The 21,992-nt window shown below is 74.5% G+C and carries 18 protein-coding genes and 1 pseudogene; 11 read left to right on the top strand and 8 right to left on the bottom strand.

The genetic code is table 11. The features are described from left to right. Positions 1-51: 51 nt before the first annotated feature. Positions 52-789 (top strand): VOC family protein, encoded by a 738-nt coding sequence (locus ACIGG8_RS03650; RefSeq protein WP_396545421.1) that lies wholly within the window; start codon positions 52-54, stop codon positions 787-789. Between the two features lie 81 nt (positions 790-870). On the opposite strand, the gene ACIGG8_RS03655 is transcribed toward ACIGG8_RS03650, so the two are convergent. The 6 genes and pseudogenes from ACIGG8_RS03655 to ACIGG8_RS03680 form a co-directional block, all read right to left on the bottom strand. Beyond that, positions 871-2,085: a hypothetical protein gene (locus ACIGG8_RS03655; RefSeq protein ID WP_396545423.1), complete on the bottom strand. Its 1,215-nt coding sequence runs from the start codon at positions 2,083-2,085 to the stop codon at positions 871-873. A 182-nt stretch (positions 2,086-2,267) separates the two neighbouring features. After that, positions 2,268-2,898: pseudogene (locus ACIGG8_RS03660) on the bottom strand (DUF4360 domain-containing protein). Positions 2,899-3,165: 267 nt separating this feature from the next. Then, entirely contained in the window at positions 3,166-4,002 is an 837-nt protein-coding gene (locus ACIGG8_RS03665) for a ketose-bisphosphate aldolase (protein ID WP_396545425.1), read from the bottom strand. After that, a complete protein-coding gene (locus ACIGG8_RS03670; RefSeq protein ID WP_396545427.1) occupies positions 3,990-4,967 on the bottom strand; it encodes a 1-phosphofructokinase family hexose kinase in 978 nt (325 codons plus the stop codon). Before ACIGG8_RS03670 ends, ACIGG8_RS03665 begins: the two co-directional genes overlap by 13 nt. Continuing rightward, entirely contained in the window at positions 4,964-5,884 is a 921-nt protein-coding gene (locus ACIGG8_RS03675) for an ROK family protein (protein WP_396545429.1), read from the bottom strand. The genes ACIGG8_RS03670 and ACIGG8_RS03675 overlap by 4 nt, the downstream gene beginning before the upstream one ends. Further along, a complete protein-coding gene (locus tag ACIGG8_RS03680; RefSeq protein WP_396545431.1) occupies positions 5,881-6,753 on the bottom strand; it encodes an SIS domain-containing protein in 873 nt (290 codons plus the stop codon). The genes ACIGG8_RS03675 and ACIGG8_RS03680 overlap by 4 nt, the downstream gene beginning before the upstream one ends. Before the next feature lie 249 nt (positions 6,754-7,002). Between ACIGG8_RS03680 and ACIGG8_RS03685 the strand changes: the two genes are divergently transcribed. After that, positions 7,003-8,088, top strand: a complete 1,086-nt coding sequence (locus ACIGG8_RS03685) for a substrate-binding domain-containing protein (protein WP_396545433.1) — start codon at positions 7,003-7,005, stop codon at positions 8,086-8,088. 93 nt (positions 8,089-8,181) lie between these two features. Here the strand turns inward: ACIGG8_RS03685 and ACIGG8_RS03690 are convergent, their stop codons facing one another. Both ACIGG8_RS03690 and ACIGG8_RS03695 read right to left on the bottom strand, forming a co-directional pair. Beyond that, the gene (locus ACIGG8_RS03690) at positions 8,182-8,967 is read right to left on the bottom strand and encodes a sugar phosphate isomerase/epimerase family protein (RefSeq protein ID WP_396545435.1); all 786 of its coding nucleotides are present in this window, start codon (positions 8,965-8,967) and stop codon (positions 8,182-8,184) included. A 9-nt stretch (positions 8,968-8,976) separates the two neighbouring features. After that, complete coding sequence (locus tag ACIGG8_RS03695) at positions 8,977-10,959, bottom strand: DUF2264 domain-containing protein (RefSeq protein ID WP_396545437.1); 1,983 nt, start codon at positions 10,957-10,959, stop codon at positions 8,977-8,979. 322 nt (positions 10,960-11,281) lie between these two features. Between ACIGG8_RS03695 and ACIGG8_RS03700 the strand changes: the two genes are divergently transcribed. The 9 genes from ACIGG8_RS03700 (at position 11,282) to ACIGG8_RS03740 (ending at position 21,865) form a co-directional block, all read left to right on the top strand. Further along, a complete protein-coding gene (locus tag ACIGG8_RS03700) occupies positions 11,282-12,622 on the top strand; it encodes an ABC transporter substrate-binding protein (RefSeq protein ID WP_396545439.1) in 1,341 nt (446 codons plus the stop codon). Further along, positions 12,619-13,575 (top strand): carbohydrate ABC transporter permease, encoded by a 957-nt coding sequence (locus ACIGG8_RS03705; protein WP_396545441.1) that lies wholly within the window; start codon positions 12,619-12,621, stop codon positions 13,573-13,575. The genes ACIGG8_RS03700 and ACIGG8_RS03705 overlap by 4 nt, the downstream gene beginning before the upstream one ends. Then, positions 13,572-14,477 carry a carbohydrate ABC transporter permease gene (locus tag ACIGG8_RS03710; RefSeq protein WP_396545443.1) on the top strand — a complete coding sequence of 302 codons (906 nt, stop codon included), beginning with the start codon at positions 13,572-13,574 and terminating at the stop codon, positions 14,475-14,477. Before ACIGG8_RS03705 ends, ACIGG8_RS03710 begins: the two co-directional genes overlap by 4 nt. Before the next feature lie 95 nt (positions 14,478-14,572). After that, positions 14,573-15,553, top strand: a complete 981-nt coding sequence (locus ACIGG8_RS03715) for a hydroxyacid dehydrogenase (RefSeq protein WP_396545751.1) — start codon at positions 14,573-14,575, stop codon at positions 15,551-15,553. Positions 15,554-15,607: 54 nt separating this feature from the next. Next, entirely contained in the window at positions 15,608-16,759 is a 1,152-nt protein-coding gene (locus ACIGG8_RS03720; RefSeq protein ID WP_396545445.1) for a Gfo/Idh/MocA family protein, read from the top strand. Beyond that, positions 16,759-17,958, top strand: a complete 1,200-nt coding sequence (locus ACIGG8_RS03725; RefSeq protein WP_396545447.1) for a dihydrodipicolinate synthase family protein — start codon at positions 16,759-16,761, stop codon at positions 17,956-17,958. The genes ACIGG8_RS03720 and ACIGG8_RS03725 overlap by 1 nt, the downstream gene beginning before the upstream one ends. Further along, positions 17,955-18,803: a sugar phosphate isomerase/epimerase family protein gene (locus ACIGG8_RS03730; RefSeq protein WP_396545449.1), complete on the top strand. Its 849-nt coding sequence runs from the start codon at positions 17,955-17,957 to the stop codon at positions 18,801-18,803. The genes ACIGG8_RS03725 and ACIGG8_RS03730 overlap by 4 nt, the downstream gene beginning before the upstream one ends. After that, the gene (locus ACIGG8_RS03735) at positions 18,800-19,870 is read left to right on the top strand and encodes a glycerate kinase (protein WP_396545451.1); all 1,071 of its coding nucleotides are present in this window, start codon (positions 18,800-18,802) and stop codon (positions 19,868-19,870) included. Before ACIGG8_RS03730 ends, ACIGG8_RS03735 begins: the two co-directional genes overlap by 4 nt. A gap of 90 nt (positions 19,871-19,960) precedes the next feature. Next, positions 19,961-21,865, top strand: a complete 1,905-nt coding sequence (locus ACIGG8_RS03740) for a glycoside hydrolase family 27 protein (protein ID WP_396545453.1) — start codon at positions 19,961-19,963, stop codon at positions 21,863-21,865. Positions 21,866-21,992: the final 127 nt, after the last annotated feature.

The raw sequence follows: 21,992 nt of genomic DNA on the forward strand, positions 1-21,992 counted from the left end.
TTCCGACCGTGACCGCCCCCTGGGCCGACGGCGGGTCATATGATCTTGGGCATGGCGACCCGACTCGTGCAGATCAACATGAAGGCCCAGGACGACGCTGCGCTCGGCCGGTTCTGGGCGGAGGCGCTCGGCTGGGGCATCGACAGCGAGGCGCCCGGCGTGACCAACCTCGAACCCGTGGGCTTCGCCTACCCCGACCCGGTGGCCGTCTGCATCGACATCATCGCCCACCCGGAGCCCAAGACGGTCAAGAACCGGGTCCACCTCGACCTGGCCACCACCTCGGCCGCGCACCAGGCGGAGCTGGTCGCGCGCCTGACGGACCTCGGTGCGCGGCCCGCCGACATCGGTCAGGGCGACGTCCCCTGGACGGTCATGGCGGACCCGGAGGGCAACGAGTTCTGCGTCCTGGATCCCCGGCCGGGCCACCAGGACACCGGGCCGATCGCCGCGGTGGTGGTCGACTGCGCCGACCCGCGGGCGATGGCCGGGTTCTGGGGCGAGGCGATGGACTGGACGCTGCACGAGGTCACCGACGACCACGCGACCATGCGTTCCGCCCGGGGCGTCGGCCCCTACCTGGAGTTCCTCCGTACCCCCGACACCAAGAGCGGGTGGAACCGCGTCCACCTCGACGTCCGCCCCTACCGCGGTGACGACCCGGCCGCGGAGGAGGCCCGGCTGCTCGCCCTGGGTGCCACCGACCCCGGCGTCGACCGGTCCGCGATCTCCTGGACGGTCCTGGCCGACCCGGAGGGCAACGAGTTCTGCCTCCTCTCGCCGCTCTGACCTCGATCGGCCGGCGGCGGGGGCCGCCGGCCGCGGGGCCGAGCGCGGTGAACGGCGGGACGGGCCGGTGCGGCTGTCAGCTCAGCTCAGTCTTCTGGTCGTCCCGACGCACAGCGCCCAGATGACGAAGGCGTTGATCGCGATCAGAACGACCGCCCAGAACGGGTAGTGCGGGAGCCAGACGAAGTTGGCGATCATCGCGAGCCCGGACGCGATGACACCGACGACCCGCGCCCACACGGCACCCCCGCCCCCGACGAGCGCCGTCCCGGCCAGGACGAGGACGACGCCGAGGACCAGATCGATCCATCCCCAGCCCGTGGTGTTCATCGAGAACGTGTAGTCCTTGGTGACCACGACCAGGTCGTCGTGCGCGATGCCGGAGATCCCCTGGAACACCGCCATGATGCCGCCGAAGATCAGCATGATCCCGGCGAACGTGGTCAACCCGCCCGCGAAGGCACGCTCGACGGTGCGGCCACTACTGCCTCTGCCACTGCCCGTGGTGCCACCAGCCATGGCACGGACTCCTTCGAAAGCACCGTGTCGCCCGCACGGGCGACCTGCCCGGAGACTCCACCTCCAGGCTGCCATGCACCCGCACCACCCCGCGAGGGCAGGACCGTACGGGCGCGGTCCCGCGGTGCGCGGCTCACCGGCGGCCGGCCACGGAGCGTACCGTTGGACGGCCCCGCGGCTTCGGTCGCTTCGGTCGCTTCGGTCGCTTCGGTCGCTTCGCCGGGTTCCGGCCACCCCGACCTCAGAGCAGACCGGGCGGGGCGGAATGCGGACCAGGAGTTCACCGGCGGCCCGGGTCAGGTGCGCGGTGATCTCGCCCGGGGGCAGCTGCGGCCGGGCCTGGGTCGTGTACGTCACCACCGCGTCGACCATCGGCGCCAGCTCCTCGCACGCCCCGTAGGCCTCGGCGACGTTCTCGATGATGAGTCCGGCCCCCTCGTAGGGATCGAGCCACCCCCCGACGATCTCGGCGGCCCACCAGCGGGCGAGGGCCAGTCGGCCCTGCCAGTAGTCCTCGTGCTCCCCGAGCGGGTGGAGGCCGAACCCGAGCTCGTCCATCACGCGGCCGAACAGTTCCGGCGCCTGGTCCTCCTCACCGCTGAGCAGCCAGGCGAGGAGCCACAGCGACGGGGTGTCCACGCCGGCGGCCAGGGCGCGGAGCGCCGCCTGCATCAGGAACTCCGGCTCGACGTGCCGGCCGTCGACCCACCAGTGGGCGATCCCGCGCAGTTCCCGCACCGCCTCGGCCGCCGTCCCGGGGGCTCCGCTCGTCGTCATGGCGGCATCCTGCCGGGCCCCGCCGACCGCAGGCCAGCGGATATCCCGCGGCCGGCCCCGACCGCGGGCACCGACGCCTGACGTCGGCCGCCGGACAGCTGACGGCCGTACCGCGACGGCCGCCCTGCCGGGACCACGGGTCCGGCAGGGCGGCCGTCAGCGGGGAACGCAGCGTCAGGAGCTCACCGGCACCGCTTCCAGGCCAGGTGGTACACGGACGTGATGCTGCCGTCCGTCGAGTCCATCTCCATGAAGCTGGTGGCGCTCGGGCTCGACGTGCCCTGATCGACCTGCAGTTCGGTGTTGATGTCGAGGTTGCGTTCGGCTCCGCAGGGGGCGAAGACGCGGGCGCGGGCGTCCACGCTGTCGGTCACCTCCCAGTCGTCGTTGAACGCGCCGTCGAAACGATGGGTCGAGTTGGTGGTGCGGTTGCTGCCCTGGAAGTGGTAGCCGGCCCGCTGGATCCCGGTCGCCCCCGGGCGCCAGTGACGCGAAGCCGCGGTAACTGGCGGACACGACCGCGTAGGTGTAGCCGCCCGGGACGTGCACGACGAGGCTGAGCTGACAGTTCTTCCGGTAGTCGGTCGGCGACGACCCGGGCCCCACCTGGGCGAGGTACGTGCTGTAGGTGACGGTGAAGGCGGTGTTGTCGGGGGACACGCTCACGGCGGCCGTCCCCGTCGGGCAGCCGGAGCCGTTGGCCGTCACGCTGTCGATGACGATCGGGACCGGCGGCGGGTGCGGGCTGCCGCCCAGGCCCGACGAGCCGAACAACGATGCGGCGACACCGGTGGCGGCCAGCGCGCGGAGCAGCATGGGGGTTTCCTTCCGTGGTCCACGGCCCGGGGCGGGCGTCGCGTCCCGAGCCCGGCCCCCGGATCTCACGTGGGCATCGCACCACACCTTGCGCCCCCGGCCTCTGAAGGTGACGCTCCAGCCACTCCAACGGCCTTCCGGACGTCGGCCGACCGCACCGCACGTCCCCGGCCGTTCGCTCCCGGGTGCCGGCCGGGACCTCCTCCTTCCCCCGCGCCGCGCCGCGCGGCGCCGCACAGCACCGCGCGGTTCGCGTCGCTTCGCTCAGGCTGCCCGGAGCACGCCGAGCAGGCGGGCGACCTCGGCGGCGACGGAGGCGCGGCCGGCGCCCAGGTAGTGGCGGGTGTCCACCAGGTCCGGGCGGCCGTCGAGGCAGGCCCGTACGGCGGTGGTGAACGCCTTGTTGAGGTGGGTGGCGATGTTGACCTTCGTCATGCCGTGTTCGACGGCGGCGGCCAGGTGGTCGTCGGCGACTCCGGAGGAGCCGTGGAGCACCAGGGGCACGGGGACGGCGCTGTCGAGGGAGGCGATGAGCTCCAGGTCGAGGACGGCGTCGCGGGTGAGCATGGCGTGCGAGCTGCCGACGGCGACGGCGAGCGCGTCCACGCCGGTGCTCGCCACGAAGGCGGCCGCCTCGCCCGGGTCGGTACGGGCCCCCGCGGCGTGGACGCCGTCCTTGCCGCCGACCTCGCCGAGTTCGGCCTCGACCCACACGCCCTCCGCGTGACAGCGGGACACGACGGCGGCCGTCGCCCGGACGTTGGCCTCGTAGTCGAGCGTCGAGGCGTCGAACATGACGGAGGTGAAGCCGAGTTCGACGCCCTCGCGGACCAGGTCGGTGGAGGTCACGTGGTCGAGGTGGACCGCCACCGGCACGGCGGCGGCCCGGGCCACGGCCAGCGTGGCCCGGCCGATCGGGGCCAGCGCGCCGTGGTAGCGGACGGCGTTCTCGCTGATCTGCAGGATGACCGGCGCTCCGGCCCGCTCCGCGCCGGCCACGATCGCCTCGGCGTGTTCGAGCTGGATGACGTTGAAGGCGCCGACTCCGTGTCGGCCGCGGGCGGCGGGCTCGACGATCGAGCCGGTGGCTACGAGGGGCATGGCTCTCCTTGGGGGGAGGGGGGAAGCGGGGGCGGGGGCGTGCTCGGCGGGGACACGGGCCGCACCGTGACCAGCGGGAGCAGCCGTCGGTGGTCGGCCGGGTCGAAGCTGCCGGCGAGCGGGGCGAGGACGGTGGCCGCGGACAGGGCGACCGCCTGGGCGAGTCGGTCGGGCCAGGGGGTGCCGGCGACCAGGCCGAGGGTGAGGGCCGCGACGGCGGAGTCCCCGGCGCCGGTCGGGTTGCCGTGCACCTGCTGCGGCGGGCGGGCCCGCCAGTCGCCGTCCCGGGTGCTGGCGAGCAGCCCGCCGGGGCCGAGGGAGACGACGACGGCCCGGGCACCGGCGGCGCGGAGCATCCGGGCCCCGGTGAGCGGGGTCACCGGGCCCGCGGTGGCCACCAGTTCGGCCGCGTTGGGCTTGACGAGCGCGGGGCCGGCGGCCAGCCCCGCGCGCAGGGCGGGGCCCTGCGCATCGAGGACGGCCGGGACACCGGCCTCGGCGGCGAGGGCGACCAGCGTGCCGTAGGCGTCCGGGGGGACACCGGCGGGCAGCGAACCGGAGAGCACCACGGCCTCGGCGGTGCGCAGGAGTCGGCGGTACCGGGCGGTGAAGTGGGCCCACTCGTCGGCGCTGACGACGGGCCCCGGTTCCAGGTAGACGGTCGCGTCCCCGGCCGCGGCCTCGACCACCGCCACGGTGCGCCGGGTCGTCCCGTCGACCGTGACGAACTCGTCGCGCGGTCCGGCGGTGGCGAGGTCGGCGCGCAGGGCCTCGCCGGTGGCGCCGCCCGCGAGGCCGGTGGCCACGGTGTCGTGGCCGAGCGCGGCGAGCACCCGGGCGACGTTGACGCCCTTCCCGCCGGCCCGCTCGGCCACCGCGTCGACCCGGTTGCTGCCGTGGTGCGCCACCCGGTCGAGGCGGTAGGTGACGTCGACGGCCGGGTTGAGCGTGACGGTGAGGATCACCGGGGGCCTCCGGGTACGAGGTCGAGGGCGAGCAGGGCGGCGCCGAGACTCCCCGCGCGGTGGCCGAGTTCGGCCCGCAGCAGTCGGGGCGGCGGCCGGAACGTCAGGCGTTCGGCGAGCGAGGAGCGCAGCGGGCCGAGCAGGTCCTCGCCGGCCCCGGCCAGTCCTCCGCCGATGACGATCCGTTCGGGGTCGAGCAGGACGGTGGCGGCGGCCAGGCCGTCGGCCAGGGCGTCGACCGTCTCCGCCCAGATCCGTGCGGCCTCGCGCTCGCCGCCGTGTGCGCGGCGGTGCACCTCCTCGGCGGTGGTCCCCCGGCGCCCCGTGAGCCGGGCGTACCGGCGGGCGACGGCGGTGGCGGAGGCGACGGTCTCCAGGCAGCCCCGGCCGCCGCAGGCACAGGGGTCGCCGCCGGGCCGGACGACGAGGTGGCCGAGTTCGCCGGCCGCCCCGAGGGCGCCGGTGACGGGCCTGCCGTGGTGCAGGACGGCGGCCGCGATGCCGGTGCCGACCGGGACGAACAGGAAGGAGTCGCTGCCGCGGCCCGCGCCGAGGCGGGCCTCCGCCAGGCCGCCGGCGCGGACGTCGTGGCCGAACGCGACGGGCAGGCCGAGGTGTTCGGCGAGCCACTGCCGGATCGGGACGTCGCGCCAGTCGACGTTGACCGCCCGCAGGACCGTCCCGGCGGCCTCGTCGACCAGGCCCGGCACGGCGAGACCGGCCGCCCTGGGCGGTGTGCCCGCGCGGCGGGCGAGGTCGGCGAGTTCGGCGGCGCAGCCGAGGACGGTGTCGATGACGGCCCCGGGGCCGCGGTCGGGCCGGGTCAGCCAGCGCTCGGACTGCAGCACGGTGCCGTCGTCGGCGACGACGGCACCCTTGAGTTCCGTCCCGCCGACGTCGAGGGCGATGACGGTCACGGCTGGGCGAGGATGATCGAGCGGGTCAGGTTGCGCGGCCGGTCGGGGTCCAGGCCCCGCGCGCCGGCCAGGGCGACGGCGAGCCGCTGGGCGCGGATCAGCTCGGCGAGCGGGTCGAGGTCGGAGCCGATGACGGTCGCGCCCGTGGCGCGGACCTGGTCGAGCAGGCCGGCGGGCGGCTCGCCGAAGAACCAGACGACGCGTCCGGGCGCGCTGATGCTGACCGGGCCGTGCCGGTACTCCATGGCCGGGTAGGACTCGGTCCAACTCCCCGAGGCCTCGCGGAGCTTGAGGGCCGCCTCGTGGGCGAGGCCGACCGTCCAGCCGGTGCCGAGGAAGGTGAACTGCTCGGCGGCGAGGGCGCCTTCGGGCAGTTCCCGGTCGACGGCCCGGCGGGCCTGGTCGGGCAGGTCGGCCGGGGCGAGGCCGAGGTGGCCGCGCAGCAGGGCCAGGGTGGTGGTGGCGAAGCGGGTCTGCACGACGGACTTCTCGTCGGCGAACGAGAGGTCCACGACGGTGTCGGCCGCGGCGGTGACGGGGGTGTCGAGGTCGCCCGTGATCGCCGTGGTCGGGGTCTGCGACGTCCGCCGGAGGGCGTCGATCACCTCGGTCGTGGTGCCGGAGCGGGTGATCGCGAGCACCCGGTCGTAGCGGCGGCTCTCCGGGAAGGCGGAGGCGGCGAAGGCGTCGGTCTCGCCGAGGCCCGCGCCCTCGCGCAGTTCGGCATAGGCCTGCGCCATGTAGAGGGAGGTACCGCACCCCAGGACGGCGACGCGCTCTCCGGGTTCGGGGAGGCCTTCGGGCCTCGACTCCAGTGCCCGGGACCAGCATGCGGGCTGGCTGGCGATCTCAGCGGCGACGTGTGACATCGAGTCTCCTGCGCAAAGTTGCATGAAGCTGCTTGAAGATGCTTGAAGGTGAGCACAAGATAGACCAATCGATCAGAAATGAACACCTCGACCGAAGGATCGCTCCCCGCCGACCACGGCCGACCCCTTCGCGGACGGGCACTCCAGGCGGTTCACGCCGACCCCGACCAGGCTTTTGATCGTTTTTCGATCGTGCGATACGATTCGATCGTTTGCCGGCAGCACAGGGACGACCCAGGAGGCGACACCGTGGCCATCTCGGCGGAAGAGCGTCGGGCGCGAATCCTCGACGTCGTGCGCGCGTTGGGCTCCGTCCGCGTGACGGAACTCGCCGAGCGGCTCGGCCTGCCCACCGTCACCGTCCGCCGTGACGTCGCGGCCATGGCCGAGAACGGCCTGCTGCGGCGCTCCCACGGATCGGTCTCCCTCCCGCAGGGCGGTACGGCCGGCCACCGAAGCGCCGGCGGCGGCGGACCGGTCATCGGCATGCTGGTGCCGACCGTGGGCTCGTACTTCGACGAGATCATCGAGGGCGCCCGGTCGGCCGCGACGACGGCCGGCGCCCGCCTGGTGCTGGGCATCTCCCCGTACGAGGCCCAGGACGACCGGGCCCAGGTGGAGCGCATCCTCGGATCGGGGATCGACGGCCTGCTGTTCACCCCGAACTGGCGGCCCGGCGCCCCGGACGAGGGCGACTGGCTCACCAAGCTCCCGGTCCCCACCGTCCTGGTCGAGCGCCGGGCGGCGGCCGGAGCCGTCGCCGCCGACCTCGACGCGGTGGTCTCGGACCACCGGCACGGGGTGCTGCTGGCGCTGCGTCACCTCGCCGCCCTGGGGCACCGGTCGGTGCTGCTCGCCGCCCGCAACGACACCTGGACCGCGCACGAGGTCCGGGCGGGCTACGCGGAGGCCGCCCGGGTGCTCGGGATCGAGGCGCACCCGGTCGTCGACGTCCACCCCTGGGGCACCGACCCGATCGCCCCCGCCGACCCCCAGTGGCTCGCCGACCGGCTCACCGACCACGCCGAACAGGGTGTGCGCGCCGTCCTCGTGCACAACGACCGGGACGCGATCCAGCTGCCGCAGCTCCTGCGCGCCCGCGGACTGCGGGTCCCGGAGGACCTGGCGCTGATCTCCTACGACGACGTGTTCGCCGCGCTGACGACGCCTCCCCTGACGGCCGTCGCGCCGCCGAAGCAGGCCGTGGGCACCGTGGCCCTGGACCTCCTGCTGCGCCGGATGTCCACCGGCTCCGACCTGCCGGCGCACCACATCGGCCTGCTGCCGACCCTGGTGGTGCGCTCCTCCTGCGGCGCCCTGCCCGTCCGGGGCTGATCCCGCCGGGCGGGAGCGGTCCAGCGTCCGCGCCGGTCCGGGCCGCCGTCGGCGCCCAGCGTGCAGGGCCGCGGAGCCGCCACGAGCCGCCCGTCAGCCCCCGGCGCGCCACGCCGCGAGCCGGCGGGCCCCCTGCGCCAGGAGCGGGGCCAGCGGGGCCGCGGCCGGGTGCCACGGCGCCTCGTACTCCCAGCAGACCCAGCCGTCGGGCGGGAGCAGCCGTACGCACGCCGCGATCGGCAGGCAACCGGCGCCGAGCGCCAGCGGGGTGAGGTCGTCGGGCGCGGCGACGTCCTTGACCTGGACGTGGCCGAGGCGCCCGGCGAGTGCGGTGTGCGTGTCGGCGGGCCGCTCGCCCGCGAGGTGGGTGTGCATCAGGTCCCAGAGCGCGCCCGCCGCGTCGTGCGGGACGCCGTCGAGCAGCCGGGCCACGTCGCGCCCGGCGCGGTGCGAGTCGTGGGTCTCCACCAGGACGCGGACGCCGAGCCTGCGGGCCTCCGGCGCGACCGCGGTGAGCCTGCGCGCCGCCCGCCGGTCGGCCTCGGCCACCGGGCCGTCGCCGCCCTGCGGGAAGACCCGCAGGGCGGGGCACGCCAGGTCCGCGGCCAGGCGCAGCCGCGAGCGGAGGGCGTCCAGGACGGGCCGGTCGTCGCCGGGAGCGGCCACTCCCACGTAGGTGGCGAGGAGGACCGGGGTCACCCCGGCGGCCTCCAGGGCCCGGACGGCGCCGCGGCGTTCGGCCGGCGTCATCGCCGGGTGGACGCTCTCGCCCTCGGCGCAGCGCAGTTCGAGCCCGTTCCAGCCGGTGTCGGCGGCGAGGCGGGCGGCGGCGGCGAGGGGCAGGCCGGGAAGGCCGAGGGTGGACAGGGCGAGTGGCACGGGGGCTCCTCAGAGGGTGCGGACGGTGACGGATCCGACGGCGAGTTCGGCCCGCTGACGGGTGCCGTCCGGCCAGTCCACGGTCAGCCGGTGGCCGTCACGCGTCGGCTCGGTGCGCACGCGCGGCTGCTCGGTGCGCACGCGCGGCTGCTCGGTGCGTATGCGCGGCTGCTCTCCGGCCGGTGCGGGCTCCGCGGTGAGCCGGCCGACGGAGACGAACAGCCGTGTCCCTTCGCCGGTGGTGCCGAGGAGGACGGGGACGGCGGCCGCGGGGCCGAAGGCCGTCCCTGCGGGGACCGGGTCGACGGACGCCCGGGTGTAGCCGTGGACCCCGGCGAGTTCCGCGGTCAGCCGCCGCTCGGTGCGGGCCCCGGCCGACGGCCGTTCGGTGCGGACCCGGGCCGACAGCCGTTCCGTGCCGGCCTCGACACCGGTGCCGGCGACGGCCCAGCCGCTCTCGCGGACGGTGGTCCCCGCCTCGGCGCCGGTGACCAGGTGGGCCCGCACCTCGTCACGGCCGCGGGCCAGGACGAGGGAGGTGACGGTCACTCCGGGAGGTGCCCCGCCGCCGGCGCGGGGCCGGTGGGAGGAGGCGGCCCAGCCCGGCCCGGTACCCAGCGGGCGGATGCGTCCGCGCTCGCTGGGGCGGCCGTCGACGAGCAGGGCGAAGTGGTTGTCGGCGGGGCCTTCGTGGACGGGTGCGGTCGCGGTGGAGTGGGCGAGCCGGGCGTACAGCGGGTCGTCCGCGTGGACCCGGTCGGCGGGCTGGTCGTCGCTGCCGTGGTTGTGCAGCCGGACGAGGCCGTCGGCGGCGGTCGACTGGACCAGCCAGCCCGGCTGCGGCAAGGGCACGACGGCGTCCTCCCGCTCGGCCGGGCCGGGTTCCTCGGTCGCGGTCCAGGCCGGATGGTCGGCGGGGAGCAGCAGTCCGAGGAAGCCCTTGCTCGCCCAGTAGGGGGAGGCGGGGCCGGAGTACTCCTGGACCAGCGGCGGGTGGGCGGCGTACCAGCCGAGCGGGAGGAGGCCGTCGGCGGTGACGGCGCCCCGGTCGAGGAAGTGGCGCAGTGCGCCGGAGGCGATCCGGCGGGTGGTGCCGGGGGCGAGCGGGGTGTGGCCGGTGAGGGCGCCGGCCCACAGGGGTGCGGCGGCGGCGAACCGGTAGGTGAGCGATCGGCCCTGGTGGACGGGGGCGCCGTCGGTGCCGAAGAGCCGGGCGTAGCCGTCGAGGTGGGCTTCGAGCCGGGCGCCGTAGCGCGCGAGGAGGGCGGCGTCGCCGGCGAGGTGGGCGTGCAGGACGGGGTAGAGGTGCAGGGCCCAGCCGTTGTAGTGGTCGAAGGCCCGGGGGCGGCCGTCGGTGTACCAGCCGTCGCCGAGGTACCACTGCTCGATCCGGTCGAGGCCGCGTTCGACGGCTTCGCGGGCGGCCTCGGTCTCGATGCCGGCCTCCGCGAGGAAGCCTCCGACGGTGAGCGGGAAGAGCCACCAGTTGTTGTCGACGGGCGTGCGCCGGAGCGCCTCGGCCAGCCAGGCGCCGGCCCGTTGGCGGACGGCGTCGTCGAGCCGGTCCCAGAGCCAGGGGCGGGTGAGGCGCAGGGCCAGGGCGACGGAGGCGGCCTCGACCATGGGCTGGGAGCGGTCGGCGATCACTCCCCAGGATTCGGCGTCGCCGTCGGCGAGGTCGCGTTCGAGGGTGGGGCTGCGGGTGCCGGCGTCGAGGCCGGCGGCGTAGCGGTCGAGCAGGCCCTGCGGGTCCGTTCCGTGGGCGCCGGCGGTGCGGAAGGCCGCGAGGAGGAACGTGCGGGCGTAGCCCTCCAGTCCGTCCGACCGGCGGCCGGAGATGCTCGGGCGGGGGCCCGGGAGGTGGATCAGCGCCTGGCCGGGGCTGGCGTGGGGGCGGACCGCGGCCAGCAGGCCGTCGGCGACGGCCTCCCAGTGGGCCCGGGTCCAACCGGTGTACGGGCTGCTGCGGCGGTCCTCGGCGGGCAGGTGCATGGGCGGTCCTTCGTCGGCTGGCTGACGCGCCGCCGAATGTAGGCAGGTATCGATCGTTCGTCAAGATTCCTGATCGAATGATCGAGCTGAAGGGTCGTCGATGCCCTTCCCCGGACGTCGCATCCAGGCCATCGTCCATGCTCAAGCACTGGCTTGCCGAGCCGTCGGCCGACCATCCCCGAGCGCAAAGATTCCAGATCATTCGATCAAACGGTCTTGACGTCGATCGAATGCCGGGGTCAGGATGGCCCCGCCCCGCTCGGCCGATGCTGAGCCCTCGGGTTCCCTCCGGCGTCTGCCACCTTCACCCTGGAGCTGAACCATGCCCTCCCCCACCCCCCGTCGCCGCAGAGCTCCCCGGCTCACCACCACCGCCGCCGTCGTCGCCCTCTCCACCGCCCTTCTGGCGGGATGCGGCAGCACCGGCGGCAGGCAGGACCAGCCCGCCGCCGACGGAAAGCCCGTCACCATCACCTTCTGGGGCTGGGCCAAGGGCACCAAGGACGTGGTCGCCGCGTTCAACGCCTCGCACACCGACGTCAAGGTCGACTTCGAGGAGATCCCCTCCGGTGTGGCCGGCGGCTACGCCAAGATCTCCAACGCCGTGAAGGCCGGCAACGCCCCGGACGTCTTCAACACCGAGTACCAGCAGCTGCCCGACTTCGTCAGCCAGGGCGCGGTGCAGGATATCAGCAAGCTCGTGACGGCCGAACTCAAGGCCGACTACCTGCCGCAGGCCGTCGACCTCACCACGCTCGGCGGCAAGTCCTGGGCGCTGCCGCTGGACGCCGCACCCCAGGCCTTCTACTACCGCAAGGACCTCTTCGCGCAGGCCGGCATCACCGTCCCCAAGACCTGGGACGAGTTCCGCACCGCCGCGCAGAAGCTCAAGCAGGCCGACCCCGCCACCCGGATCGCCACCTTCTTCCCCGACGACCCGAGCCCCTTCGAGGCCCTGGCCTGGCAGGGCGGCGCCCGCTGGTTCGACACCGCCGACGGCGCCTGGAAGGTCGACATCGACTCCCCCGCCACCAAGCGGGTCGCCGACTACTGGCAGCAGCTCATCGACGACGACCTGGTGCGGGTCCAGCCGTCCTTCAGCCAGCAGTGGACCGCCTCGCTCCAGAAGGGCGAGACCGCCGGCTACGTGGGCGCCTCCTGGGGCGGCGGCGTGCTGAAGAGCACGCTCCCGGACGCCGCCGGCACCTGGGCCGTCGCCCCGGTGCCGACCTGGGACGGCGCGCCCGCGAGCGGCATGCTCGGCGGCACCACCTTCGCCGTGTCCAAGGACAGCAAGAAGGCCAAGGCCGCCGTCGCCTTCGCCGCCTGGGCGACCACCACGCCCGAGGGCATCAAGGCCCGGATCGCCTCCGGCACCTCCTCCGCCTTCCCGGCCGCGCCCGCGCTCGTGCCGGTCGCCAAGGCCGCCTTCGACACCGGCTTCTACGGCGGCCAGGACGTCTACGCGCTCTACGCCGACGCGGCCAAGTCGATCCGCACCGCGTGGACCTGGGGCCCCACCATGGGAGCCACCAACAACTCCCTCAAGGACTCCTTCGCCAAGCTCACCTCCGGCGGCGGCATCGCTCAGAGCGACACCACCGCCCAGCAGGCCACCGTGGCCGAGCTGAAGAACCGCGGGCTCAAGGTCGCCCAGGGATGACCGCCCGCACCCCCGCGGCCGACCGCCGCCAGGGCTCCGTCCGCGCCTCCACCGTCAGGCGGCGCGGACGGCTCGGGGCCCCCGCCCTGCTGCTCGCGCCCTTCCTGCTCCTGTTCACCGCCTGCACGCTGGTGCCGATCGGCTACGCCGTCCACCTCAGCCTGTTCACCGAGCACCGCTCCGGCCTCGGCTTCGGCGACGCCGAGACGGTCTTCACCGGCCTGGCCAACTACACCCGCGCCCTCGGGGACGACGCCTTCCGCAACGGCCTGCTGATCACGGCCGGCTACTGCCTGCTGTACATCCCGCTGATGGTCGGCCTCTCGCTGACCCTCGCCCTGCTGCTGGACTCGGCGCTCGCCCGGGCCCGCCGGTTCTTCCAGCTGGCGCTGTTCCTGCCGCACGCCGTTCCCGGCATCATCGCCGCACTGATCTGGATGTACCTGTACACCCCGGGGATCAGCCCGGTCGTCGACGCCCTCGGCTCGGCCGGCGTGCAGCCCGACCTGCTCGGCCACCCGCTGCCGGCCGTCGTCAACATCGCGCTCTGGGAGTGGACCGGCTACAACATGGTCATCTTCTACGCCGCCCTGCAGGCCGTGCCGCGCGAGGTGCTGGAGGCGGCCGTGGTGGACGGCGCCGGACCGCTGCGCACCGCCCTGGGCATCAAGGTCCCGCTGATCCGCGCCTCGGTCGCGATGGTCGCACTCTTCACCCTGATCGGATCGCTCCAGCTGTTCACCGAGCCGATGATCCTGCACGGCGTCGCGCCCGGCGTGATCAGCACCTGGACCCCCAACATGTACGGCTACACCGCGGCCTTCGACCGCAACGACTACAACCTCGCGGCCGCCTCCTCGGTCCTGCTCGCCCTGCTCGCGGCCGGCCTGTCCTTCGTGGTCACCCGCTTCACGGGCGGCTCGCGGCCGCAGCGCAAGGAGTCCCCGGCATGACCGTGACCGCCCCCGAACGTCCCGCGCCCGCCACCCGCCCGCGCACCCCGGCACCGGCCCGGCACCGGCCCTGGACGCTCTCCAGGGCGGCCGTCAACGGCACCCTGCTCCTCGCCACCGCGTACACCCTGCTCCCGCTCGGCTGGCTGCTGGCCGCCGCCGGCAAGAACACCGGGGACCTGCTCGGCGGCAACACCCTGAGCCCCGCCCGCTGGCACCTCGGCGAGAACCTGCACCGGCTCGCCGTCACCGGCGACGGCATCTACTTCCGCTGGTACCTCAACTCCCTGCTCTACGCAGGGATCGGCGCCCTGCTCTGCGCACTGCTGTGCGTCGCGGCGGGCTACGCCTTCCACGTGTACGCCTTCCGCGGCAAGGAGAAGCTGTTCGGGCTGGTGCTGCTCGGCGTCCTGGTGCCGACCACGGCGCTCGCCCTGCCGATGTACCTGCTCGCCTCGCAGCTGCACATCGTCAACACCTTCTGGGCGGTGTTCCTGCCCTCCCTGGTCAACCCGTTCGGCGTCTACCTCGCCCGGGTCTTCTGCGAGGGCTACCTGCCCGGCGAGGTGCTGGAGGCCGCCCGGATGGACGGCGCCGGCGAGCTGCGCACCTTCCGCTCGATCGGGCTGCCGATGGTGATGCCGGGCTTCGTGACGGTCTTCCTCTTCCAGTTCACCGCGATCTGGAACAACTTCTTCCTGCCGCTGGTGATGCTCTCCGACAACCGGCTCTTCCCGGTCAGCCTCGGCCTCTACAGCTGGAACAGCCAGACCCACGCCTTCCCCGAGTACTACCCGCTGGTGGTCACCGGCTCGCTGCTCGCCGTCCTCCCGCTGGTGGTCGCCTTCACCGTCCTGCAGCGCCACTGGAAGGCCGGACTCACCGCGGGCAGCGTCAAGTGACCCACCCCATCACCTCCGCCGAACGGGAGCCCCTGGTGCCCACCGCACCCGCCACACCGCCCGACGCCCCGCGCCGCCCCCGCGCCCTGCTCGCCATGCAGCCCGGCCTGGCCGAACGGCTGATCGCCCCCGCCACGATGGCCCGGCTCACCGAACTCGCCGTCCTCGACCCGGCCCTGGTCGTCGACGACTTCACCGCCCCCGAGGCGGCCGCCGCGCTGCGCGAGACCGAGGTGATCATCAGCTCCTGGGGCTGCCCGCCGCTGGACGCCCCGGTGCTCGCCGCGGCACCCGCCCTGCGGGCCGTCGTCCACGCCGCCGGCTCCGTCAAGCACCACGTCACCGAGGCCTGCTGGCGTCGCGGACTGCAGGTCACCTCGGCGGCCTGGGCCAACGCCCTGCCGGTCGCCGAGTACACCGTCGCGGCCGTGTTCTTCGCCAACAAGCAGGTCCTGCAGCTGAGTTCCGCCTACCGCAGGGACCGCGAGGACTTCAGCCCGCACGCCGACTTCGGCGCCATCGGCAACTACCGGCGCACCGTCGGCATCGTCGGCGCCTCCCGGATCGGCCGGCGCGTCCTGGAACTGCTGCGCCCGTACGACCTGGAGCTGCTGGTCCACGACCCGTACCTCGGACCGCTCCAGGCCGCCGAGCTCGGCGCCCGCGCCGTCGACCTGGACACCCTGTGCGCCACCGCCGACGTGGTCAGCGTCCACGCCCCCGAGCTGCCCGGGACCAGGCACCTGATCAGCCGCGAGCGGCTCGCCGCGATGCGCGACGGCGCCACCCTCGTCAACACCGCCCGCGGCTCCCTCGTCGACCAGGACGCGCTCACCGCCGAACTCGTCGCCGGCCGCCTGAACGCCGTCCTCGACGTCACGGTGCCCGAGCGCCTGCCCGCCGACTCCCCGCTCTACGACCTGCCCAACGTCCTGCTCACCCCGCACGTCGCCGGCTCCCTCGGCGGCGAACTGCACCGGATGGCCGCCGCCGCGGCCGACGAACTCGCCCGGTACGCCGCGGGGCTGCCCTTCGCCCACCCCGTGCTGTCGTCCGACATCCACCTCACCGCCTGACGGACCGTCGGCACCACCATCGGCACAACCACCCAGGACCAGAGGAGAACCCCCATGTCCCGCAAGGTCTTCGGCGTCGTGATGAACGGCGTGACCGGCCGGATGGGCTACCGCCAGCACCTCGTCCGCTCCGTCCTCGCCATCCGCGAGCAGGGCGGGCTCCCGCTGCCCGACGGCGACGTCCTGTGGCCCGAGCCGATCCTGGTCGGCCGCAGCGAGGCCAAGCTGCGCGACCTCGCCGAGCGCCACGACCTCGCCCACTGGACCACCTCGCTCGACGAGGCCCTGGCCCACCCGCTCGCCGAGATCTACTTCGACGCGCAGGTCACCCCGGCCCGCGAACCGGCCATCAAGGCCGCCATCGCCGCCGGCAAGCACGTCTACACCGAGAAGCCGACCGCCGAGACCCTGGCGTCCGCCCTGGAACTGGCCCGGCTGGCACGGGAGGCCGGGGTGGCCAACGGCGCCGTGCAGGACAAGCTGTTCCTGCCCGGCCTGCTCAAGCTCAAGCGGCTGGTGGACAGCGGGTTCTTCGGCCGGATCCTGTCCGTGCGCGGCGAGTTCGGCTACTGGGTCTTCGAGGGCGACTGGCAGCAGGCCCAGCGGCCGTCCTGGAACTACCGCGCCGAGGACGGCGGCGGCATGATCCTCGACATGTTCCCGCACTGGCGCTACGTGCTGGACAACGTCATCGCCCCGGTGCGCTCGGTGTACGCCCACACCGCCACCCACATCCCGCTCCGCCACGACGAGCGCGGCGAACCGTACCGGGCGACCGCCGACGACGCCGCGTACGGCATCTTCGAGCTGGAGGGCGGGATCACCGCCCAGATCAACTCCTCCTGGGCGGTCCGGGTGGACCGCGACGAGCTGGTCGAGTTCCAGGTCGACGGCACCGAGGGCAGCGCCGTCGCCGGGCTGCGCAACTGCCGCGTCCAGCACCGGGCCACCACCCCCAAGCCGGTCTGGAACCCGGACCTGCCGGTGACCGAGTCGTTCCGCGACCAGTGGCACCAGGTGCCCGACAACGACGCGTTCGACAACGGCTTCAAGGTGCAGTGGGAGCTCTTCCTGCGCCACGTCGCCACCGGTTCCCCGTACCACTGGGACCTCCTCGAAGGCGCCAAGGGCGTCCAGCTGGCCGAACTCGGCCTGCGCTCCGCCCACGAGGGCCGCCGCCTCGACGTCCCCGCGCTGGAGCTGTGATGACCGAGATCCTCCTGCCCGGCCACGGCCGGCTGCGGCTGCGCGACCCCGAGCCGCTGCACCTGCCCGCGCACCCGCCGCGCTCGCGCACCGCCTTCGCCGCCGCCCACGTCGTCGCCGACCCCCTGGGCGACAACGCGCCCGGCGCCCCGGCCGCCGTCGACTGGGACGCCACCCTGGCCTTCCGGCGCCACCTCTGGTCGCTCGGCCTCGGCGTCGCCGACGCCATGGACACCGCCCAGCGCGGCATGGGCCTCGACTGGGCCGCCACCCGCGAGCTGATCATCCGCTCCGGCGCCGAGGCCCGGGCGTTCGAAGGGGCGGCACACAGCGCTTCCGGCCGGGCTGGTGGCAGGCGACGCGAGGGCGCCCTGCTCGCCTGCGGGGTCGGCACCGACCACCTCGCCGCCCCCGCCCCCTCGCTCGCGGACATCGCCGCCGCCTACGAGCAGCAGCTCGCCGTCACCGAGGAGGCGGGCGCCCGCCCGATCCTGATGGCCAGCCGCGCCCTCGCCGCCGTGGCCACCGGCACCGAGGACTACCTGACCGTCTACGGCGGCCTGATCCGCCAGAGCGCCCGGCCGGTGATCCTGCACTGGCTCGGCGAGATGTTCGACCCCGCCCTGGCCGGCTACTGGGGCTCCCACGACCTCGACCGGGCCACCGGGACGGTGCTTGACCTCATCCACGCGCACGCCGACCGGATCGACGGCATCAAGGTCTCCCTGCTCGACGCCGCACGCGAGGTCGCGCTCCGCCGCTCCCTGCCCGCCGGGGTCCGCCTCTACACCGGGGACGACTTCCACTACCCCGAGCTGATCAAGGGCGACGACCTCGGGCACAGCCACGCCCTGCTCGGCGTGTTCGACCCGATCGCGAACCGGGCCGCCGCCGCCCTGCACGCCCTCGACGCCGGCGACCCGGACCGCTACGACGCGCTGCTGGCCCCCACCGTGCCGCTCGCCCGCCACCTGTTCGGCGCGCCGACGTACCACTACAAGACCGGCATCGTCTTCCTCGCCTGGCTCGCCGGCCACCAGCCGCACTTCACCATGGTCGCCGGAGCCCAGAGCGCCCGCTCGACCCGCCACCTGGTCGAACTCTTCCGCCTCGCCGACACGGCCGGCGTCCTGCCCGACCCCGACCTCGCCGCCGGCCGGATGCGCGACCTCCTCAAGCTCGCGGGGGTCACCGCATGACCAGGCTCTCGCTCAACCAGATCACCACCCGCGACTGGAGCCTGGCCGAGGCCGTCGACGGCTGCGTCGCCGCCGGGATCCCCGCGATCGGGCTGTGGCGCGACAAGGTCGCCGAGACCGGCCTCGCCCGCGCCGCCCGCCTCGTCCGCGAGTCCGGACTGGCCGTCAGCAGCCTCTGCCGCGGCGGCTTCCTCACCGCCACCGGCCCCGAGGCCACCCGGGCCGCGCTCGCCGACAACCTCGCCGCCCTGGAGGAGGCCGCCGAACTGGGCACCGACACCCTCGTCATGGTGGTCGGCGGGCTGCCCGACGGCAGCCGGGACCTCGCCGGCGCCCGCGCCCGGGTCGCCGACCTCCTCGCCCGGCTCGCCCCGCACGCGGGCGACCTCGGCGTCCGGCTGGCGATCGAACCGCTGCACCCGGTGTTCTGCGCCGACCGCGCCGTCGTCTCCACCCTCGGCCAGGCCCTGGACCTCGCCGAGGCCTTCCCCGCCGACCAGGTCGGGGTGGTCGTGGACAGCTACCACGTCTGGTGGGACCCCCAACTCGACGCACAGCTCGAACGCGCCGGGCGCGGCGGCCGGATCGCCTCCTACCAGGTGTGCGACTGGACCCTCCCGCTGCCCGCCGACACCCTGCTCGGGCGCGGCCACGTCGGCGACGGCCACATCGACTTCGCGGCGCTCACCGCCAAGGTCACCGCCGCCGGCTACACCGGCTGGGTCGAGGTCGAGATCTTCAACGAGCAGGTCTGGAACACCCCGGGCCCGCGGACCCTGGGCCTGCTCGCCGAACGCCACCGCACCCACGTCGAACCGCACCTCGCACCGGCGGCCGCCCGGTGAGGGTCGTCCTGGCCCCCGACTCCTTCAAGGGCACCGCGACCGCCGCCGAAGCCGCCGCCGCCCTGCGCGAGGGCTGGCTCTCGGTCCGGCCGCGCGACGAACTCCTCACCCGCGCCATGGCCGACGGCGGCGAGGGCACCACCGCGGCCGTCCTCGCCGCCACCCCGCGGGCCGTCGTCCGCCGGGTGCCCGGCTGCACCGGACCGGACGGCCGGCCCGTCACCGGCTCCTACGCGCTCCTGCCGGACGGCACCGCCCTCGTCGAACTCGCCGTCACCAGCGGCCTGCCGCTGATGGCCGCCCCCGCCCCGCTCACCGCCACCACCCGCGGCACCGGCCAGGTGATCGCCGCCGCGCTCGCCGCCGGAGCCCGCCGGCTGACCGTCGCCCTCGGCGGCTCCGCCTCCACCGACGGCGGCGCCGGGCTCCTCTGCGCCCTCGGACTCCGGCTGCTCGACGCGGACGGCAACCGACTCCCGGACGGCGGCCGTGCCCTGACCGCCGCCGTCCGGGTCGACCGCTCCGGACTGCTCCCGCCCCCGCCGGACGGCGTGCGGCTGCTCACCGACGTCACCGACCCGCTCCTCGGCCCGGACGGCGCCGCCGCCGTGTACGGGCCGCAGAAGGGCGCCGGACCGCAGGACGTCCGGGCCCTGGAGGCCGGCCTCCGACAGCTCGCCGCCCTGCTCGGCGGCGACCCCGCGGCCCCCGGCGCCGGGGCGGCGGGCGGGACCGCCTACGGACTGGCCGCCGCCTGGGGTGCCGTCACCACCCCCGGCGCGGCCGCCGTCGCCGACCTGCTGCACCTGGACGAAGCCCTCGCCGACGCCGACCTGGTGATCACCGGCGAAGGCCGCTTCGACGCCACCAGCCTGCGTGGCAAGGCGGCCGGCGAGGTCCTGCACCGGGCCCGCCGGGCCGGCACACCGGCCGCCGTCGTCGCCGGGGACTCCGCCGTCCCGGCGGTGCTCACGCTGACCCGGCTGGCCGGGTCCGCGGAGGCCGCGTGCGGCCGGCCGCTGCACTGGCTGCGCCGCGCGGGCGCCCTGCTCGCCGCCCGCCGCTGAGCGCTCGCTGAGCACCCCCTGACCAGCCGCCGCCGAGCGCCCGCCCCCTGCCCCCCTCCTCCCCGCCCACCAGCCCCCCAAGGAGCCCCTGTGCGACGCAACAGACTGCCCGCACTCGCCGCCGCGACCCTCGTCGCCGCGGCCGGACTGACCACCGGCCTGCCCGCCCAGCCGGCCGCCGCGGAGTCCGCGCCCGGCAACATCGCCGACCACACCCTGCAGGCCACCCCCACGATGATCGTCCGGCCCGGCAGCTGGCGGCAGACCAACGACGCGCTGGTGCGCGCCGACACCGACGCCGTCGTCGCCAACGGCCTGGCTGCCAAGGGCTGGAACATCATCGCCGTCGACGACGACTGGATGATCAAGGACAACGGCCAGGACTGGACCGGCACCCAGGTCGTCCCCGCCGCCCAGCACGGCCGCGACCAGGCCGGCAACCTGATCACCTCCCCCAGCAAGTACCCGCAGGGCATCAAGGCCACCATCGACTACGTCCACAGCAAGGGCCTCAAGTTCGGCATCTACGAGGACGGCGGCGACCTCACCTGCGACGGCGGCTCCGGCAGCTACGGGCACTTCACCCAGGACGCCGAGTACTTCGCCTCACTGGGCGTCGACTACATCAAGATGGACTACTGCTACCCGCACACCCGCACCTCCACCTCCGGCCTGCTGCTCACCACCGACCACGACGCCGACGTCGCCATCGACGCCTACCGGCAGGCCGCCCGGGCCATCGCCAAGGCCAACGCCGCGCACGGCACCCACATGACCCTCAACTGCTCGGCCCCGGCGTACTTCAACTGGGACAACCAGAGCACCGGCTCGCCCGTCTTCCAGAAGGTCATGGCCGGCATCGGGCAGACCTCCCAGGAGTGGCGGATGGCCGCCGACGTGGGCGGGAACAACTGGGCCGCGACGCTCACCAGCCTGGAGCAGAGCGATGCCACCGCCGGTTACGCCCGAGCGGGCCACTTCAACGACCCGGACCAGCTCGCGCTGGGGCAGAGCTCCATGACGCCGGACCAGCAGCGCGCCCAGCTCAGCATGTGGGCGATGTACTCCGCGCCGCTGAACATCAAGATGACCGGCGCCGCGGCGTTCACCCCGCAGGTCGTCGCCGACGCAGGGAACACCGACATCATCGCCCTGGACCAGGACCGCCTCGGTGTCCAGGCCACCCCGGTCGCCTCGGACGACGACACCGCCGTCTACGCCAAGCCCCTGGCCAACGGCGACATCGCGGTGGCCCTGCTCAACAAGTCCGCCACCGCCCGGACCGTCTCCACCACCGGCACCGAGGTCGGCACCTCGGCCTCCGGCTTCACCCTCAAGGACCTGTGGAGCAAGGCGGTCACCAGCAGTTCCGGCACCATCTCCGCCACCGTCCCGGCCACCTCCGCCGTCGTCTACCGGCTGCACCCCGACGCCGGCGCCACCTACGCGGACTGGACCACCGCCCTCAACTCCACCGCGATCAGCGACGACGACGCGGCCACCGCCGGCTCCTTCGACCGTGCCGGCGACAGCTTCTCCTCCGACGCCCTGGCCGCGGCGGGCGTGACCCGCGGCTCCAGCGTCGCGGCCGGCGGCCGGACCTTCGCCTGGCCGGCCGGCGGCTCCGGGCAGTTCGACAACATCGTGGCCCGCGGCCAGACCATCGCCTTCCCGACCGACGGCAGCACGATCGGCTTCCTCGGCGCCTCCAGCGGCGGCGACGTCTCCGGCGCCCTCACCCTCCACTTCACCGACGGCACCAGCGGCCAGGCCACGCTCGGCTTCCCGAACTGGCTGACCGCCGACCCGACCGCCTTCGGCGACAGCACCGCCATCACGACCACCCACCGCAACAGCCCGCACGGCCCCGACCAGTTCGGTACCAAGTACGTGGTCTCCTACGCGTCGGTGAGCGTGCCGGACGGCAAGACGCTGCAGTCCATCACCCTGCCGGACAACGCCGCCCTGCACATCTTCTCGCTGACCGACTACTGATCCGACCGGACCCCAGACCCCTGGCCACCCCCGGACACCGTGACGGCGGCGCGGTGCGGCCAGGTCACGGAAGGCGGCGCTACCCCAACAGCGCCGCCTTCCGCTCGTCCGCGCCGACCACTCCCGG

It is taken from the genome of Kitasatospora sp. NPDC085464 (assembly GCF_044541955.1).
Lineage (GTDB): Bacteria > Actinomycetota > Actinomycetes > Streptomycetales > Streptomycetaceae > Kitasatospora.